This is a genomic window from Pantoea sp. SM3640 (genome assembly GCF_015654165.1).
GTDB classification, from domain to species: Bacteria; Pseudomonadota; Gammaproteobacteria; order Enterobacterales; family Enterobacteriaceae; genus Pantoea; species Pantoea vagans.
In genome coordinates, this window is record NZ_CP064872.1 from 1,769,750 (window position 1) to 1,784,911 (window position 15,162).

A 15,162-nucleotide genomic window follows, 5' to 3' on the forward strand; every position below is an offset into this window, starting at 1 on the left:
GTAATCAGCCCGCAATCAACAGTCCGGTGCTGACAAAGACTGACATTCAACCGGCAATGACAGTCGACAGCAGGTCCGTACAAAAGTCCACCATATGCGCGGTAACTGTCAACATTTCCTGACAGATACCTTTCTGCAGGTGCGCCACATAGCGTATTATTGTTTTATCTGAACCTGATTAAGGCGAACGCAATGCGTCTGGAAGTGTTCTGTCAGGACCGTATCGGTCTGACGCGTGAACTGCTTGACCTGCTGGTGGCACGCAACATTGATTTACGCGGTATCGAAATTACGGCGCTGGGCCGCATCTACCTGAACTTTTCTGCACTGGAATTTGACGCTTTCAGTAATCTGATGGCGGAAATCCGCCGTACACCCGGCGTAACAGATGTGCGCACGGTGACGTACATGCCCTCTGAACGGGAGCATCGCGCGCTGAGTGCGCTGCTGGTGGCGATGCCGGATCCGGTTTTCTCCATTGACCTGAAAAGCAAGGTTGAGCTGGCCAATCCGGCCGCTCAGAACCTGTTTAATCTCGATGAAGAGAAGATGCGCAACTTTAGCGCCGGTCATCTGATTAATGGCTTTAATTTCCAGCGCTGGCTGGAGAGCGATCGGGTTGAGGCGCAGGCCCAGCATGTCGTTATTGAGGGGCGTGATTTTCTGATGGAAGCGCGTCCTATCTATCTGCCGGGTGAAGAGGGCCAGAGTGACAGGCCGGTTGGGGCGATGGTAATGCTGAAGTCGACAGCCCGCATGGGCCGCCAGTTGCAGAATCTGGTGGTCACCGACGAATCGGAGTTTGACCATATCATTGCCGTCACGCCGAAGATGCGTCAGGTCGTCGATCAGGCGCGCAAACTGGCAATGCTCGATGCGCCGCTGCTGATTGTTGGCGACACCGGCACCGGGAAAGATATGCTGGCACGTGCCTGCCATTTGCGCAGTGCCCGTGGGAAAAATCCTTTCCTGGCGCTGAACTGTGCCTCTTTGCCCGACGACGTGGCGGAAAGCGAGCTGTTTGGACATGCTGCCGGCGCTTATCCGAATGCGCTGGAAGGCAAGAAAGGCTTTTTCGAGCAGGCCAATGGCGGATCGGTTCTGCTGGATGAGATTGGCGAGATGTCGCCAAGAATGCAGACCAAGCTGCTGCGTTTTCTGAATGACGGTACTTTCCGTCGCGTCGGTGAAGAGCATGAAGTGCATGTCAATGTGCGCGTGATCTGCGCCACGCAGAAGAACCTGATTGAACTGGTGCAGCGCGGGGAGTTCCGCGAGGATCTCTTCTACCGTCTCAATGTGCTGACGCTGCAACTGCCACCGTTGCGCGACCGTCCACAGGACATTCTGCCGCTGACCGAGATGTTTGTGGCCCGCTTTGCGGATGAGCAGGGGATGGCGCGTCCGCGTCTCTCGCCACAGCTCAACGCGTTTCTGACCCGCTATGCCTGGCCTGGCAACGTGCGTCAGTTGAAAAACGCGCTGTACAGGGCGTTAACTCAGCTGGAAGGATACGAACTGCGTCCGCAGGATATCGTGTTGCCTGAACAGGCGCTGGATGTGTCACTCGGCGATGAAGCCCTGGAAGGCACACTGGATCAGATCACCAGCCGTTTCGAACGCTCGATTCTGACGCGGCTCTATCTCTCTTATCCCAGCACCCGAAAGCTGGCAAAACGGCTGGGGGTGTCGCACACCGCGATTGCCAATAAGCTGCGGGAATATGGTCTGGGGCAGAAGCGCAACGAAAGCGAATAAGCGGCAAACAAAAGGTGAAAGCGGATAACCGGGTTATCCGCTTTTTTTATTACTTCAGCGCGGCCAGTGCAGCGTCGTAGTCAGGCTCAGTGGTGATTTCATCCACCAGCTGGCTGTAGATCACTTTATCGTTCTCATCCAGCACGATCACCGCACGAGCAGTCAGACCTTCCAGCGCACCATCGGCAATTTCCACGCCATAATCATATTTAAACTCTGAGCCGCGCAGCGTCGACAGGGTGACTACGTTGCTCAGGTTTTCTGCGCCACAGAAACGTGACTGGGCAAACGGCAAATCCGCAGAAATACACAGCACCACCGTATTATTCAGTTCGCTCGCGGCCTGATTGAATTTGCGCACTGATGAAGCACAGACGCCGGTATCAACACTCGGGAAAATGTTCAGAATTTTGCGTTTTCCTGCATACTCAGAGAGCGCAACGTTGACCAGGTTTTTAGCGACCAGCGTGAAAGCTTTGGCTTTATCGCCAGCCTGAGGAAACTGACCAGCAACCGGTACGGCGTTACCCTGAAAATGAACAGTCTGAGACATAGTGATTCCTTTTGATGAGAAAAAATATCCAACACAAAACGGCTAAAGATAGCCGTTGTTTATGACATAAATGTTAAGGGTTTACGAGTTCAATTGTTGAATTTAACGTGGCGGTCTGCCACTGCATCCTGCATTGTGGAGTGGAAATGAGAACGGTAAAAAGTTATCCCGAAGCCTGGCCATTGCATACGCCGTTTGTCATAGCCCGTGGAACGCGAACCGAAGTCAAAGTGGTGGTGGTTGAAATTGAGGAAGACGGCGTCAAAGGCGTCGGAGAAGCGACGCCTTATGCGCGCTACGGTGAAAGCGAAGCCTCGGTGCTGGCGCAAATCGCCACGCTGCTGCCCGCGCTGCAACAGGGCATGACGCGCGAAGCGCTGCAACAGGCGCTGCCTGCTGGTGCTGCACGCAACGCGATTGACAGCGCCCTGTGGGATTTAGCCGCACATCAGCAGCAGAGCAGCCTCTGGCAGCTTAGCGGCGTTAGCGCGCCTGAGAATGTGGTCACCGCACAGACCGTCAGTATCGATACTCCGGAGGCGATGGCCAGCAGCGCACTGGCGCTGTGGCAGCATGGTGCAACGCTGCTGAAGGTTAAACTGGACGATAATTTCATCACCGAACGGCTGATGGCGATCCGCGCCGCCGTGCCGGACGCGACGCTGATTGTGGATGCGAATGAGTCATGGCACGCCGAAGGCCTGGCGGCACGCTGTCAGCTGCTGGCCGATATCAATGTGGCGATGCTCGAGCAGCCTCTGCCCGCGGATGAGGATGCGGCACTGGAGAACTTTATCCATCCGTTACCGATCTGCGCGGATGAGAGCTGTCATACCCGCGAAAGCCTGGTGGCACTACGAGGCCGCTATGAGATGGTCAACATTAAGCTGGATAAAACGGGCGGGCTGACCGAGGCGCTGGCGCTGGCCGATGCGGCTCAGCAGCAGGGTTTTACGGTGATGCTGGGCTGCATGCTTTGTACCTCGCGGGCGATACGCGCTGCGCTGCCGCTGGTGCCGCAGACCCGCTTCGCCGATCTCGACGGGCCAACCTGGCTGGCGGTCGATGCAGAACCGGCGATCAACGTGCGCAACGGTCAGCTGATTATTGCTGCCAGCGCAGCAGGTTGACCATCATCTCAAGGTAAGTCTCTGTGGCTTCATCCACGGAAATCACCGGCATTTCAGCGGTGACGCAGGGCAGACTGAGATCGTGACACCAGCTGCCGAATGAGCCTGGCGTGTCATAGCCGACGCTGCTGACGCGGGGAAGGCCGGTGTGGCTGGCCAGCCAGCCGCCAATCTCCACCTGATGCGGATCGTCAATGCAGCCCAGCGGTTCATGCCATGAGACGATCCAGCGCGGCTTAAGCTGATGAATCAGGGCACAGAGCGCCTGGGTTTCCGGTTCAGAGCCCGGATGCGTGCCGGTTGAGAGCGCCACATCACGCGCATCGGCCGCGCTGTTCCAGCGATACACCGTCTCGCCTGACTGCCAGTTTGCTGCCGGGAAGTTACGGTTGAGATCGACGCCATTTGCGTTAGCGCGCAGCCCAAGCTGACAGCCATCCGGATTCACCGCTAATACCACATGGTGCCGACGCATGCCGTCGGGCAGCGTGCGTAATGCGGCGGAGAGCGTCGCGATGGCCGCATTCTCATCACCATGGGTGCCGGCCAGGATCAGACCGCTGTCGGGATCGCCGAGCGGAGCCGGAAACCACAGCAGCGGTGCGCCCAGCACAGAGCGGCCATACTGCTGATAGGGAACGTCAAGTTTGCCCCGCAGGGGTCGCGGATGGAGTGGTGACATACTCATTTCCTCAAAGGGTTTTACTCAAAGTAGCGGAAAAGCCGTGCGCGGAAAATAGCTATTTATCTGTCAGCCATTTGCGCTAAAGTGCCCTGCACAAGCTGTATCAGCAACAGACTGATGCAGCACTTCTTTGGGGTAAAGGAGTGATGATGGTTAAGACCTTTCGCATGACGCTGGCAGCAATCAGTCTGAGCAGTGTTATCACACCCGCTATCGCGGCGAATCCACCCGCTGGCGCACAGCTGGCTGAACAGCAGCAGATCGTTCGCCACATTAAAGATGAACCCGCTTCACTTGATCCGCTTAAAGCAGTCGGACTGCCGGAAATTCAGGTGATTCGCGATCTGTTTGAAGGCCTGACCAATCAGGATGCACAGGGCAAGATTGTGCCGGGCGTGGCACAGAGCTGGAGCAGTAACGACAATAAAACCTGGGTCTTCACCCTGCGCAATAACGCGCGCTGGTCAAACGGCGATCCGGTGACTGCGCAGGATTTTGTCTACAGCTGGCAGCGCCTGGTCGATCCAAAAAACAGTTCACCCTTTGCCTGGTTCGCGGGCTTAAGCGGCATTGAAAATGCGGCAGCGATTACCAAAGGCGAAATGACGCCCGATAAGCTGGGTGTGATCGCTCAGGGTAAAACGCAGCTGAAAGTGACGCTGGATCGTCCTGTGCCGTGGTTCCCGGCGCTGGTGGCTAACGTGGCGCTCTTCCCGGTTCCTCAGAAGACGATTGCGCAGGAGGGCGACAGCTGGACGTCCCCCGGCAAACTGGTGGGCAACGGTGCCTATCAGCTCAGCGAGCGGGTGGTAAATGAAAAAATCGTCCTGATCCGTAATCCGGACTACTGGGATGATGCACATTCGGTGCTGACAAAAGTGACCTTTGTCCCGATCAATGAAGAGTCGAGCGCCACCAAGCGCTATCGCGCGAATGATGTCGATATCACCGAATCCTTCCCTAAGAATATGTATGCGATGCTGAAAAAAACGTTGCCGGGAGAGGTCTACACACCTGACCAGTTAGGCACCTATTATTATGCCTTTAATACGCAGAAGGGGCCGACTGCCGATGTGCGGGTTCGTAAAGCGCTGTCATGGTCTATTGACCGCAAAGTCATTGCTGAAAAAGTGCTGGGCACCGGTGAGAAGCCGGCGTGGCACTTTACGCCAGATGTGACAGCAGGCTTTAAGCCCTTGCCCACTTTTATGCAGCAGCACGATCAGAACACCCTGAACGCGCAGGCGAAAGCACTGCTGACATCAGCCGGATATGGTCCTGGCAAGCCATTGAAACTCAAGTTGCTCTACAACACCTCTGAAAGCCATCAGAAGATTGCAATTGCTGTGGCCTCAATGTGGAAAAAGAACCTCGGGGTGGATGTCACGCTGGAGAATCAGGAGTGGAAAACCTATATCGACAGCCGTAATAGCGGGAACTTTGATGTAATCCGTGCTTCGTGGGTGGGTGACTACAATGAGCCCTCTACCTTCCTGAATCTGCTGACCTCAGGCAACAGCAGTAATATTTCGCGTTTCAGCAACGCGGATTATGATGCGGTCATCGCCAAAGCCAGCAAAGAGACCAATGACCAGGCGCGCAACAGCGACTACAACCGGGCGGAGCAGATCCTGGCTGAACAGACACCCATTGCCCCTATCTATCAGTACACCAATGGCCGCCTCATTAAACCCTGGGTCAAAGGCTATCCCATCACCAATCCTGAAGACGTCGCCTACAGTCGTGAACTCTGGATTGAAAAGCACTAAGCCTGTCATGGCCGGTTTTCCGGCCATCGGCTGACATCTTTCTACACAGCCCGGAGATTGCAACCCAACGCCGTCACGCTAGACTGTATCGTATTGATTTTAGTAGAGAGGGGACGGTGTGGACGTTATTGAAGGAAAAGCATTACAGGTTTCAGATGCCATCATTTCCTGCCAGCTGGATGGCAAGGGTGGGATGATCCCGATTGCTGAAGATGAAGTCATCCAGTGTGAGCAGCCCTGCTGGCTGCATCTCAACTATACCCATCGCAAGAGCGCCGAATGGCTGCAGTCAACGCCACAGATCCCCGATACGGTGCGTGACGCCTTAGCAGGCGACAGCATGCGTCCTCGCGTTAGCCGACTGGGCGACGGGTTTATGATCGTACTGCGCAGCGTCAACCACAATAGCGATGCACGTCGCGACCAGTTGGTGGTCATGCGGGTCTTTATCAACGACAAGCTCATCGTCTCGACCCGGCGGCGCAAAGTCTCTGCCGTCGATGAAGTGCTCACCGATTTGCAAAACGGCAATGGGCCGATTGACTGCGGCAGCTGGCTGGTGGATGTCTGTGATGCGCTGACCGATCACACCAGCGAATTTATCGAAGAGTTACATGACAAAATCATTGAGCTGGAAGATGCGCTGCTTGATCAGCGGATGCCCGCGCGCGGCGAGCTGGGCCTGCTGCGCAAGCAACTGATTGTGATGCGACGTTATATGGCACCTCAGCGCGATGTCTATGCCAGGCTGGCCAGTGAAAAACTGGCCTGGATGGATGACAGCGAACGCCGCCGGATGCAGGAAATTGCCGACCGTCTGGGACGCGGGCTGGACGATCTGGATGCAGGCGTGGCGCGCACCGCGATTCTGGCTGATGAAGTCGCCTCTGCGATGGCGGAATCGATGAACCGCCGCACCTATACCATGTCACTGATGGCGATGATCTTTCTGCCCGCCACGTTCCTGACCGGCCTGTTTGGCGTCAACCTGGGCGGCATTCCGGGCGGTGGATGGAAATATGGGTTTTCAATCTTCTGTCTGCTGCTGGTGGCGCTGGCAGTAGGGGTGGCGGGCTATCTGCGTAAACGGCGCTGGCTCTGATGCGCCAAAGGGTAATGCGGTAATCCCGATATAGGGGCTGAAAATCCCGTTAAGCGAGCAAAAGCTGATCGACATCAAGAACCCGTTGCCGCAGCTGACGCAAACTCTCTCCCGCAGGTGAATGCAACGTCAAGCGATGGGCGTTGCGCTCCATATTGTCTTACTTCCATATTTAGAATTATTGCATAGCACATTTAATTCGAAACATGCCGGCCAGTGTGCCGGCTTTTTTTTGTCTGCCTGGCTGTAATGCCGTTCCTTATCTAAGCTTAAACTCCATTCGTAAGAAAAGGAGTACGGCATGAGCGCGATTCTTAACAGCGAGCCGATCCCCACGGATCCAATCCCGATTCCTGAACCCATTCCCCAGCCGCAACCGCAGCCTGATCCACCAACCGATCCGGAATTTCCGCCGATAATGGATCCACCGCCTCATCGAAACATATAAAAAAGGGCGTGCTGCCTGCAGCACGCCCTTAGACTTTCCCGCACTTATTTAATCTGTAGTACATCCAGACGCGCGCTGATATCGGGTACATCGTCTTCATCGACCCGCCAGCCCACAGGCTGAGCTGGCAGCGTTTCCCGGTCAAAGGCGAGATCGCCGCCATCAACGACTGCATCGCCATGTTTGATGCCTTTAAAATCGAACAGATTGATATCTGCCAGGTGCGACGGCACCACGTTTTGCATCGCGCTGAACATGGTTTCGATACGGCCAGGATAGCGCTTATCCCAGTCACGCAGCATATCGGCTACCACCTGACGCTGCAGGTTCGGCTGCGAACCGCAAAGGTTGCACGGAATAATCGGGAACTGACGTGCTTCGGAGAAACGAATGATATCTTTCTCACGGCAGTAGGCCAGTGGACGGATCACAATCTGCTTGCCATCGTCGCTCATCAGCTTTGGCGGCATGCCTTTCAGTTTTCCACCGTAGAACATGTTCAGGAACAGCGTCTGCAGGATGTCATCGCGATGGTGGCCCAGCGCAATTTTTGTGCAACCGAGTTCTGTTGCTACACGATAGAGAATGCCACGGCGCAGGCGCGAGCAGAGTGAGCAGGTCGTTTTGCCTTCCGGAACCTTATCTTTGACGATGGAGTAGGTATCTTCTTCGACAATCCGGTACTCAACACCCTGTGACTCAAGATATTGCGGCAGAATATGCTCAGGGAAGCCCGGCTGTTTCTGGTCCAGGTTGACGGCAATCAGGCTGAAGTTTACCGGTGCGCTTTTTTGCAGACTGCGCAAAATTTCCAGCATGGTGTAGCTGTCTTTACCGCCCGACAGGCAGACCATGATGCGGTCGCCTTCTTCAATCATATTAAAATCTGCAATGGCTTCGCCGACATTACGACGCAAACGCTTCTGCAGTTTATTCAGGTTGTACTGTTCTTTCTTGTCAACCGTTTGATTATCTTGCATTTTTACCTATCTCAAAAACCAGAAAGCGTAGCTAAAGGGCGTATTGATGCGCGCGCCCAGCCGGTCACTTCACTGTGATGTCACGAATATGCAGCGTATGGTACGGATTGTTGCCGCGAATGCCAGTACTGGAGTGAAGTAATCAGCGGATAATCGCCGTCAGAGTCACAGGCCGCTTTCCCGTCAGGGCGATGATTGCCGGAATGCGGTACTGCGAAAGAGCGCGAGCAAAGAGGGCGGGTTTTGCTTCGTCGTGAGCAAACCGGCGGGCTGAGACGACTCGAAAAGGTTTCAGCTGCGCGATGTCAGCTGACGGGCACATCTTTCCACTGACAATCAATTTCATCACTGTGCGTTGAACAGGACGGCGGTGATGACGGGTAAGCATCAGTCCGCGCATGCTCTCTTTTTACCGCACAAGCTGTGGCCATAAAAATGACAGAGATAATTAAAAAAATTTTCATCAGCACTACCGGATTAATAAAAAACACAGCATGCGATGCTTTAACTCAATCAGGCCTAAATGCATTGCGGGTTGTATCGATCTGATTTGATGCACATCAAAAGAAATGTTTCCGTTAAATTCGCAGTGAGTCGGATATTAATCGCTGCTTTCATTTTTCAGGTGATAATCTTAAAAACAGGCTCTGTTGAATGTGCGTTGACCCGTTGGGTCTATAATAATAAATTCAGACGCACTGACGTGTTGTGTATCTCATTAAAAACGATAGTTTTATAATTCCTGTGGCGCGCAATAAAAAATGACTTTCCAGTAAAATCAGGGATGTTCATGACATCCGATATGCAGACTGCGTGAGCGCGGTCGTTTACATTTATGCTTATATGCGTTTACACAGACTCTCTTACATTGACCTGTCGGTTCGCACCTTTCGTCAATACAGACTGCCTGTGAAGCCGTTTAATGTCGGGCTATCTATGTGAAAAAAAATGAATCAATATTTAATGTCTATGAGGCATCCCGATAAAAATCGTAAAATAAAAAAGTACGGCATCAGATTTATTATGACATTGATACTCTTCTTAATTTGCTATGTTGCGGTTATGTATTGCGGCGTTCTGCTGCTGGTCAACCGGCATGGTTTACTCCATTTTTTGCTGCACTGAATTCAGCCGCAGGCCTGAAAAATCCAGCGATAAGCATGATGTAAAAAATGCCTGAGTACTTCCAGAATATCTTCCGCACCTTCTCCAGCAAGACATTGTCCGGTCTCCAGCGCATTATTAACCGAGTTCCGATGATCCAGGATCATCATGATTGTCACAGCACCCGCGCCCGCAATCAGCGTAAAAATCAGCACCATTAATGCAGGCTGGTAATTTTTTCGCGCAGCAGCAGGCAGGGTATCTTGAGAATGGTCAGAGTTTTGGCGCATTGGTCCCCGGGGAAAATTATTACAATGATAAACAATAACGGATTATGCCATTAATTACCGGCTCGCTCTATGTCTCAGGTCAGGCTGTGGCTTCGTTGATTTGCGGGCAGAGGGATTCGGATGGGGGAGGGCAGAAGGCGCTGGCTGCTACTAATCGCCTTCTGCGATGTCCGGATGCCTGCAGGAAGATATCTGGTCTGAGGCCTATTTCCGGCGGGATTACATCATTTCCAGCGACTGAACCCCCTTGATCTCCATAACCTTGTCATAAAGGTGCGCATCATTTGATTTGCGTGAAAGCGTCACCTGAACACTCAGTTCGCACAGACCGCTCTCTTCATCACGATTAATCACCGTCACATTGCCGTAGCGAATGCCTTCCCGCTGCATCACCAGCAGCACCAGCGGCACACTTTTGGGTTTAAGGTAGACCAGCAGCGTATGGTGTTTGCCGATTAAAACATGGCTCAGACGGCGGAACACCTCCAGCACCACCAGCGCCAGCACCGTGCCATAAATGCCGATCTCATACATGCCGCTGCCGATTACCAGACCAATCGCCGCCGTAACCCATAATCCCGCAGCGGTGGTTAAGCCTTTCACCACCTGCTTCTGAATCATGATAGTGCCCGCGCCAAGAAAGCCCATGCCGCTAACCACCTGAGCGGCAATACGGCTGGGATCAAGGGCCACATGGTCGCTGCTGAGCATGTCGGCGAAGCCATATTTCGACACCAGCATGAACATGGCACTGCCGATTCCGACCAGAATATGAGTACGCAATCCCGCTTCTTTAGCCCGCATCTGCCGCTCCAGACCAATCAGGCCGCCGAGAATGCCGGCAAGGGCGATGCGAATTAACATATCCATTAACATGGCTTTACTCCGAAATAAAAGGGGCCGCAAAAGGGTGACAGTTCAGCGATAGCAGGTAAACAAGATAATTCTGCTTGCAAATGACGCCGGAGAATTTTGTAAAAAGCTGTTTCACCTCTCGACCCCTTGTGCCGCCTGACATATGCTGAGCCAGCCTATTACACCCATTCCCGGAGTCCGACTGATGAAAGCAGCCACCTTTTTGCTGGCCGGTGCCGCGCTATTACTCTCTGCCTGCAGCAGCAACAGTGATGATAACGAGCCACCACAACAAGCCACCGCCGCCCATATCCAGCCACGGGTGGTGATGTCTTCCCTGGCAGAAAGCACCTGTTCGAATGCGGGTGGAACGCTGGCCTTCTCGCATCAGCTGGATGGATCGCGTGTGGGAATGTGTCAGTTAGTGAATGGCCGTCGCTGTGATGAGCAGGCGTTAATTGGCGGAAATTGCGCGCGCTGATGAACAGGCCGGATTGCTCCGGCCCGCATAGCTATACAGAGAATAATCAGGCAGAGAGTCGGTTCGGACACTCCTCACCACGGTCGAGCTGGCTGAGATTACTCAGCGTCGTTTCAGAAATGGCGGTCAGTGCTTCGGCGGTTAAAAACGCCTGATGGCCGGTGAACAACACGTTATGGCACGCCGACAGACGGCGGAATACATCGTCCTGAATCACATCATTCGACTTATCTTCAAAGAACAGGTCGCGTTCATTCTCGTAAACATCCATGCCGAGCGCGCCGATCTTCTGCTGTTTCAGCGCGTCAATCGCCGCCTGTGAATCAATCAGACCACCGCGACTGGTGTTGATAATCATCACGCCATCGCGCATCTGTTTAAACGCGTCAGCGTTAAGCAGATGATGATTCTCTGGCGTCAGCGGGCAGTGCAGCGTAATGACGTGGGATTCAGCAAACAGCGTTTTCAGATCGACATACTCCGCGCCCAGCTTTAGTGCCTGCTCGCTGGGGTAAGGGTCAAATGCCAGCAGCCGCATACCAAATCCTTTCAGAATGCGCATCGTCGCAATCCCGATTTTACCGGTGCCGATAACGCCCGCAGTTTTGTTGTGCATGTTAAAACCGGTCAGGCCATCGAGCGAAAAGTTTGCATCACGGGTACGCTGATATGCACGATGAATTCGGCGGTTCAGGGTCATCATCAGGCCGATCGCGTGTTCAGCCACCGCTTCCGGTGAGTAGGCCGGAACCCGGACGACTTCCAGACCCAGCTCTTTCGCTGCAGCCAGGTCGACATTATTGAAACCGGCACAGCGCAGCGCGATATATTTCACACCCAATCCGGCCAGCTCTTCCAGCACCGGGCGACTCCCGTCATCATTGACAAAGATGCAGACGGCATCGCAGTCCACAGCCGTTTTCGCCGTGCTTTCAGAGAGTAAAAAGTCAAAAAACACCAGTTCAAAACCGAACTGCTGATTAACCTGCTCAAGGTATTTCTGATCGTAATGTTTGGTGCTGTAAACCGCGATCTTCATCGTTATGCTCCTGCAGAGTGATAAACCAAGGATAACGTTTTCTGACTGACTTTGCTGAAACAGCTGATTTGCGCCTGGCGCAGGCCTTCACCTCTGGCAGATTACATGCCATCATCGTTGTCAGGATACTGTAAGGAAAAGGATTATGGCTTTTATGCCACGGATTTTCCGGCGACGGCTGGCGGCTATTCTGGCGCTGATTCTGCTGCTGCTCGGCCTGATGTTGACTGTGACGCAATGGCTGCCACGGCTGGCCGGCATATGGCTGCCTGACGGGACGCGCATTGCGCTGTCAGGCGCGCCGCGCTGGCGGAACGGTGGACTGTGGTTGCCTCAGATTCGTTATCTCGCCGGTGATTGCTCGCTGGCCACCATAAAGGCGGTGTCACTGGGCTGGCATCAGTCGCGCTGGAAACTCAATGCGGAAGCGCTGACGCTGGATAGTGACTGCCTGCAAAAACTACCGGCCAGTAACAGTACGGTTGCGCCTAAAACGCTGGCCGAATGGCAGGCAATGCTGCCTGGCGCCGACGTTCATCTGGGCAAACTGATTGTCGCGCCCTGGCAGACCTATGCGGGCGCGCTGGATCTCACGCTGGAAAAAGATCGCCAGCAACTCAATTACCACGGCGATAATCTGCAGCTGGCGGCCACGCTGATCGGTCAGCAGCTCGCTATCCGTGACCTGACGCTCACCCATCCTGCACTGCCTGAACCCGTCACGCTGAGTGGTCATCTGACGTTGCCCACCTTCGCCACAGATCTGCCGGTAAACGGTGAGGTGGCCGGGCAACTGGCGCTGGACGCGCTGCCACACCCGCTGCAGCTGACGCTCAACTGGCAGCAGCAGCAGGGCGAGCTGCGGGTGGCAATGGCGGAAGAGAGCAGACCGCTTCTCCGGTTACCGTGGCAGATCAGCCGCGAGCAGATTCGGATTGAAAAGGGCGAATACTTCTGGCCACTGGCGGACCAGCCCTTGTCTGGGTACGTTAACCTGACGCTGGATAACTGGCAGTCGGGCCTTGAAGGCAGCCAGATTAAGGGTCGCGTTAACCTGCTGACGCAGGGACGCGGCGGCAAGGGCAACGTGGTGCTGGGCGTCGGTCCCGGTAACCTTAGCCTGACCAACAGCAACCTGCCGTTTCAGCTGACCGGTGAAAGCAAACTGGCCGATATGCAACTTTACGGCTCGATTCCGGGTGTGCTTAGTGGTTCGCTGCTCGATCCTCAACTGGTGCTGCAACCTAAATCGCTGCTGCGTCTGCGTGGCCGGCTGCTGTCAACGCTGGAAGTGGATGAGGCGCGCTGGCCGCTGGCGGGTGTGCGTCTCTCCTCACAGGGCATAGATGGTCGCCTGCAGGCGATTCTCAACGCACACGATGCCAGTTTTGGCCGCTTCCGGCTGCATCTCGATGGCCGCGCCACAGATTTCTGGCCCGATAAGGGTGAATGGAACTGGCGCTACTGGGGCGGAGGCGAGATGCTGCCGCTGCAGGCTCGCTGGGATGTTAAAGGAACCGGCGGCTGGCATGACACACTGATCCAGCTTGATATTCTGTCTGCCGGCTTTAATCAGCTGGCCTACGGCAGCGTCAACATAGCAAAACCGCGTCTGACGCTGACTGAGCCGGTAAACTGGCAGCGTGATGCGGCACATCCTTCTTTTAATGGCCATTTCAGACTGCAGGCGGGACCGACCCGCTTCACTTATGGCGGCCGTCTGGCTGACTCAGTGCTCGACTTTGAAGCTAAAGGCCGGGATCCCGGCTATTTCCTCTGGCGGGGCGAGTTAAAAGCGGGCAAGGTTGGCCCGCTGCGGGTGAATGGTCGCTGGGATGGCGAACGATTACGCGGCCAGGCCTGGTGGCCGGCTCAGTCGCTGACGGTATTTCAGCCGCTGATCAGCCCCGACATGAAAATGCAGATTCAGGGCGGCAGTCTGCAGGCACAGGTCGCTTTTTCCGCCGCCAGCGATCAGGGCTTCCAGGCCGGGGGCCACTGGACGGTTAAGCAGGGCAGCGTCTGGACGCCGGACAGCCAGGTAAACGGTATCGACTTCTCGCTGCCGTTCAGATTCCACGAGCAGCAGTGGCAGTTTGGGCAGCATGGCCCGGTTTCACTGCGCATTGCCGAGGTGAAGAACCAGTTTGCGATGCAGAATATTCGCGCCGACCTGCAGGGGAACTGGCCGTGGTCTGAACAGGCGCCGCTGACGCTGCAGGATGTCAGCCTCGATCTGCTGGGCGGACAAATCACGCTGCCCTCCCTGCGCATGCCGCAGCATGAACCCGCCCGGGTGTCGCTGCGTCAAATCAGCCTCAGCGAGCTGGTAACGGCACTGAAGCCGAAACAGTTCGCCATGTCGGGCAAGGTTAACGGCGAACTGCCGCTGTGGCTCAATAATCCGCGCTGGCTGGTGGAGAAGGGATGGATTGCCAACAGCGGCCCGCTGACCTTCCGGCTGGATAAAGATATGGCGGATGCCATTACCCGCAACAACGTAGCGACCGGCGCGGCGCTGGACTGGTTACGCTATATGGAGGTCTCTCGCAGCTGGGCCACGATCAATCTGGATAACCTCGGCGACCTTACTATGGAAGCACAGGTGCAGGGCGTCAGCCAGTTCAGTAACCGTCGGCAGACGGTCAATCTTAATTATCATCATCAGGAAAACCTTTTTCAGCTCTGGCGCAGCCTGCGCTTCGGCGATAATTTGCAATCCTGGTTAGAGCAACATGCGACTTTGCCATCGAACAAGGACAATTCACCATGAGCCTGAGGCCATTACTGGTTCTGGCAGCCGGACTGCTGAGCATTGGCTGCGTGCCGCGCATCGAAGTCACGGCACCCAAAGATCCCATCACCATTAATATGAACGTAAGAATCGAGCATGAGATTCACATCAAAGTCGACAAGGATGTGGAAGCGTTACTGAAAAACCAGAGCGGTCTGTTCTGAGGAGAGCAAC

The 15,162-nt window shown here is 54.8% G+C and carries 14 protein-coding genes; 7 read left to right on the plus strand and 7 right to left on the minus strand.

What is annotated here, in order from left to right; all coding sequences use genetic code 11:
* The first annotated feature begins 192 nt into the window (after positions 1-192).
* Positions 193-1,758, plus strand: coding sequence for a transcriptional regulator TyrR (gene tyrR, locus IV493_RS08185; protein WP_013357975.1), 1,566 nt, complete (start codon positions 193-195; stop codon positions 1,756-1,758).
* Positions 1,759-1,807: 49 nt separating this feature from the next.
* Here the strand turns inward: tyrR and tpx are convergent, their stop codons facing one another.
* Positions 1,808-2,311, minus strand: a complete 504-nt coding sequence (gene tpx / locus IV493_RS08190) for a thiol peroxidase (protein ID WP_013357974.1) — start codon at positions 2,309-2,311, stop codon at positions 1,808-1,810.
* A gap of 146 nt (positions 2,312-2,457) precedes the next feature.
* On the opposite strand from tpx, the gene ycjG reads away from it, so the two are divergent.
* Positions 2,458-3,441, plus strand: a complete 984-nt coding sequence (gene ycjG / locus IV493_RS08195) for an L-Ala-D/L-Glu epimerase (protein WP_195858053.1) — start codon at positions 2,458-2,460, stop codon at positions 3,439-3,441.
* Here the strand turns inward: ycjG and mpaA are convergent.
* Positions 3,416-4,123 carry a murein tripeptide amidase MpaA gene (gene mpaA, locus IV493_RS08200; RefSeq protein ID WP_033783201.1) on the minus strand — a complete coding sequence of 236 codons (708 nt, stop codon included), beginning with the start codon at positions 4,121-4,123 and terminating at the stop codon, positions 3,416-3,418. The two genes, ycjG and mpaA, sit on opposite strands and share 26 nt — an antisense overlap.
* Before the next feature lie 152 nt (positions 4,124-4,275).
* Between mpaA and IV493_RS08205 the strand changes: the two genes are divergently transcribed.
* Together IV493_RS08205 and zntB are read left to right on the plus strand one after the other, a co-directional pair.
* Positions 4,276-5,895: an ABC transporter substrate-binding protein gene (locus IV493_RS08205; RefSeq protein ID WP_110330340.1), complete on the plus strand. Its 1,620-nt coding sequence runs from the start codon at positions 4,276-4,278 to the stop codon at positions 5,893-5,895.
* Positions 5,896-6,013: 118 nt separating this feature from the next.
* Positions 6,014-6,997 (plus strand): zinc transporter ZntB, encoded by a 984-nt coding sequence (zntB, locus tag IV493_RS08210; protein ID WP_195858054.1) that lies wholly within the window; start codon positions 6,014-6,016, stop codon positions 6,995-6,997.
* 492 nt (positions 6,998-7,489) lie between these two features.
* On the opposite strand, the gene ttcA is transcribed toward zntB, so the two are convergent.
* The 4 genes from ttcA to IV493_RS08230 all read right to left on the minus strand — a co-directional run bounded on the left by ttcA (position 7,490) and on the right by IV493_RS08230 (position 10,695).
* Positions 7,490-8,425: a tRNA 2-thiocytidine(32) synthetase TtcA gene (ttcA, locus tag IV493_RS08215; RefSeq protein WP_033783198.1), complete on the minus strand. Its 936-nt coding sequence runs from the start codon at positions 8,423-8,425 to the stop codon at positions 7,490-7,492.
* A 142-nt stretch (positions 8,426-8,567) separates the two neighbouring features.
* Positions 8,568-8,813: a hypothetical protein gene (locus IV493_RS08220; RefSeq protein WP_158307096.1), complete on the minus strand. Its 246-nt coding sequence runs from the start codon at positions 8,811-8,813 to the stop codon at positions 8,568-8,570.
* Between the two features lie 739 nt (positions 8,814-9,552).
* Positions 9,553-9,819: a hypothetical protein gene (locus tag IV493_RS08225; protein WP_033783197.1), complete on the minus strand. Its 267-nt coding sequence runs from the start codon at positions 9,817-9,819 to the stop codon at positions 9,553-9,555.
* Positions 9,820-10,038: 219 nt separating this feature from the next.
* On the minus strand, positions 10,039-10,695 hold the full coding sequence (locus IV493_RS08230; RefSeq protein ID WP_033732774.1) for an MgtC/SapB family protein: 657 nt from the start codon (positions 10,693-10,695) through the stop codon (positions 10,039-10,041).
* A gap of 184 nt (positions 10,696-10,879) precedes the next feature.
* Between IV493_RS08230 and IV493_RS08235 the strand changes: the two genes are divergently transcribed.
* The gene (locus IV493_RS08235) at positions 10,880-11,155 is read left to right on the plus strand and encodes a DUF333 domain-containing protein (protein ID WP_003853763.1); all 276 of its coding nucleotides are present in this window, start codon (positions 10,880-10,882) and stop codon (positions 11,153-11,155) included.
* Between the two features lie 46 nt (positions 11,156-11,201).
* Here IV493_RS08235 and IV493_RS08240 read toward each other — a convergent pair whose 3' ends face one another.
* The gene (locus IV493_RS08240) at positions 11,202-12,194 is read right to left on the minus strand and encodes a 2-hydroxyacid dehydrogenase (RefSeq protein ID WP_195858055.1); all 993 of its coding nucleotides are present in this window, start codon (positions 12,192-12,194) and stop codon (positions 11,202-11,204) included.
* 145 nt (positions 12,195-12,339) lie between these two features.
* On the opposite strand from IV493_RS08240, the gene IV493_RS08245 reads away from it, so the two are divergent.
* On the plus strand, positions 12,340-14,967 hold the full coding sequence (locus tag IV493_RS08245; protein ID WP_304622265.1) for a YdbH family protein: 2,628 nt from the start codon (positions 12,340-12,342) through the stop codon (positions 14,965-14,967).
* Positions 14,964-15,152: a YnbE family lipoprotein gene (locus IV493_RS08250; protein WP_013357961.1), complete on the plus strand. Its 189-nt coding sequence runs from the start codon at positions 14,964-14,966 to the stop codon at positions 15,150-15,152. Before IV493_RS08245 ends, IV493_RS08250 begins: the two co-directional genes overlap by 4 nt.
* The last annotated feature ends 10 nt before the right edge of the window (positions 15,153-15,162 follow it).

Bases quoted from the DNA above. Each gene is read 5' to 3' on its own strand.
- ycjG (WP_195858053.1), top strand. From the start codon at position 2,458: ATGAGAACGGTAAAAAGTTATCCCGAAGCCTGGCCATTGCATACGCCG.
- IV493_RS08250 (WP_013357961.1), top strand. From the start codon at position 14,964: ATGAGCCTGAGGCCATTACTGGTTCTGGCAGCCGGACTGCTGAGCATT.
- tpx (WP_013357974.1), bottom strand. From the start codon at position 2,311: ATGTCTCAGACTGTTCATTTTCAGGGTAACGCCGTACCGGTTGCTGGT.
- IV493_RS08220 (WP_158307096.1), bottom strand. From the start codon at position 8,813: ATGCTTACCCGTCATCACCGCCGTCCTGTTCAACGCACAGTGATGAAA.
- ttcA (WP_033783198.1), bottom strand. From the start codon at position 8,425: ATGCAAGATAATCAAACGGTTGACAAGAAAGAACAGTACAACCTGAAT.
- IV493_RS08235 (WP_003853763.1), top strand. From the start codon at position 10,880: ATGAAAGCAGCCACCTTTTTGCTGGCCGGTGCCGCGCTATTACTCTCT.
- IV493_RS08225 (WP_033783197.1), bottom strand. From the start codon at position 9,819: ATGCGCCAAAACTCTGACCATTCTCAAGATACCCTGCCTGCTGCTGCG.
- IV493_RS08240 (WP_195858055.1), bottom strand. From the start codon at position 12,194: ATGAAGATCGCGGTTTACAGCACCAAACATTACGATCAGAAATACCTT.
- IV493_RS08205 (WP_110330340.1), top strand. From the start codon at position 4,276: ATGGTTAAGACCTTTCGCATGACGCTGGCAGCAATCAGTCTGAGCAGT.
- IV493_RS08245 (WP_304622265.1), top strand. From the start codon at position 12,340: ATGGCTTTTATGCCACGGATTTTCCGGCGACGGCTGGCGGCTATTCTG.
- IV493_RS08230 (WP_033732774.1), bottom strand. From the start codon at position 10,695: ATGTTAATGGATATGTTAATTCGCATCGCCCTTGCCGGCATTCTCGGC.
- tyrR (WP_013357975.1), top strand. From the start codon at position 193: ATGCGTCTGGAAGTGTTCTGTCAGGACCGTATCGGTCTGACGCGTGAA.
- mpaA (WP_033783201.1), bottom strand. From the start codon at position 4,123: ATGTCACCACTCCATCCGCGACCCCTGCGGGGCAAACTTGACGTTCCC.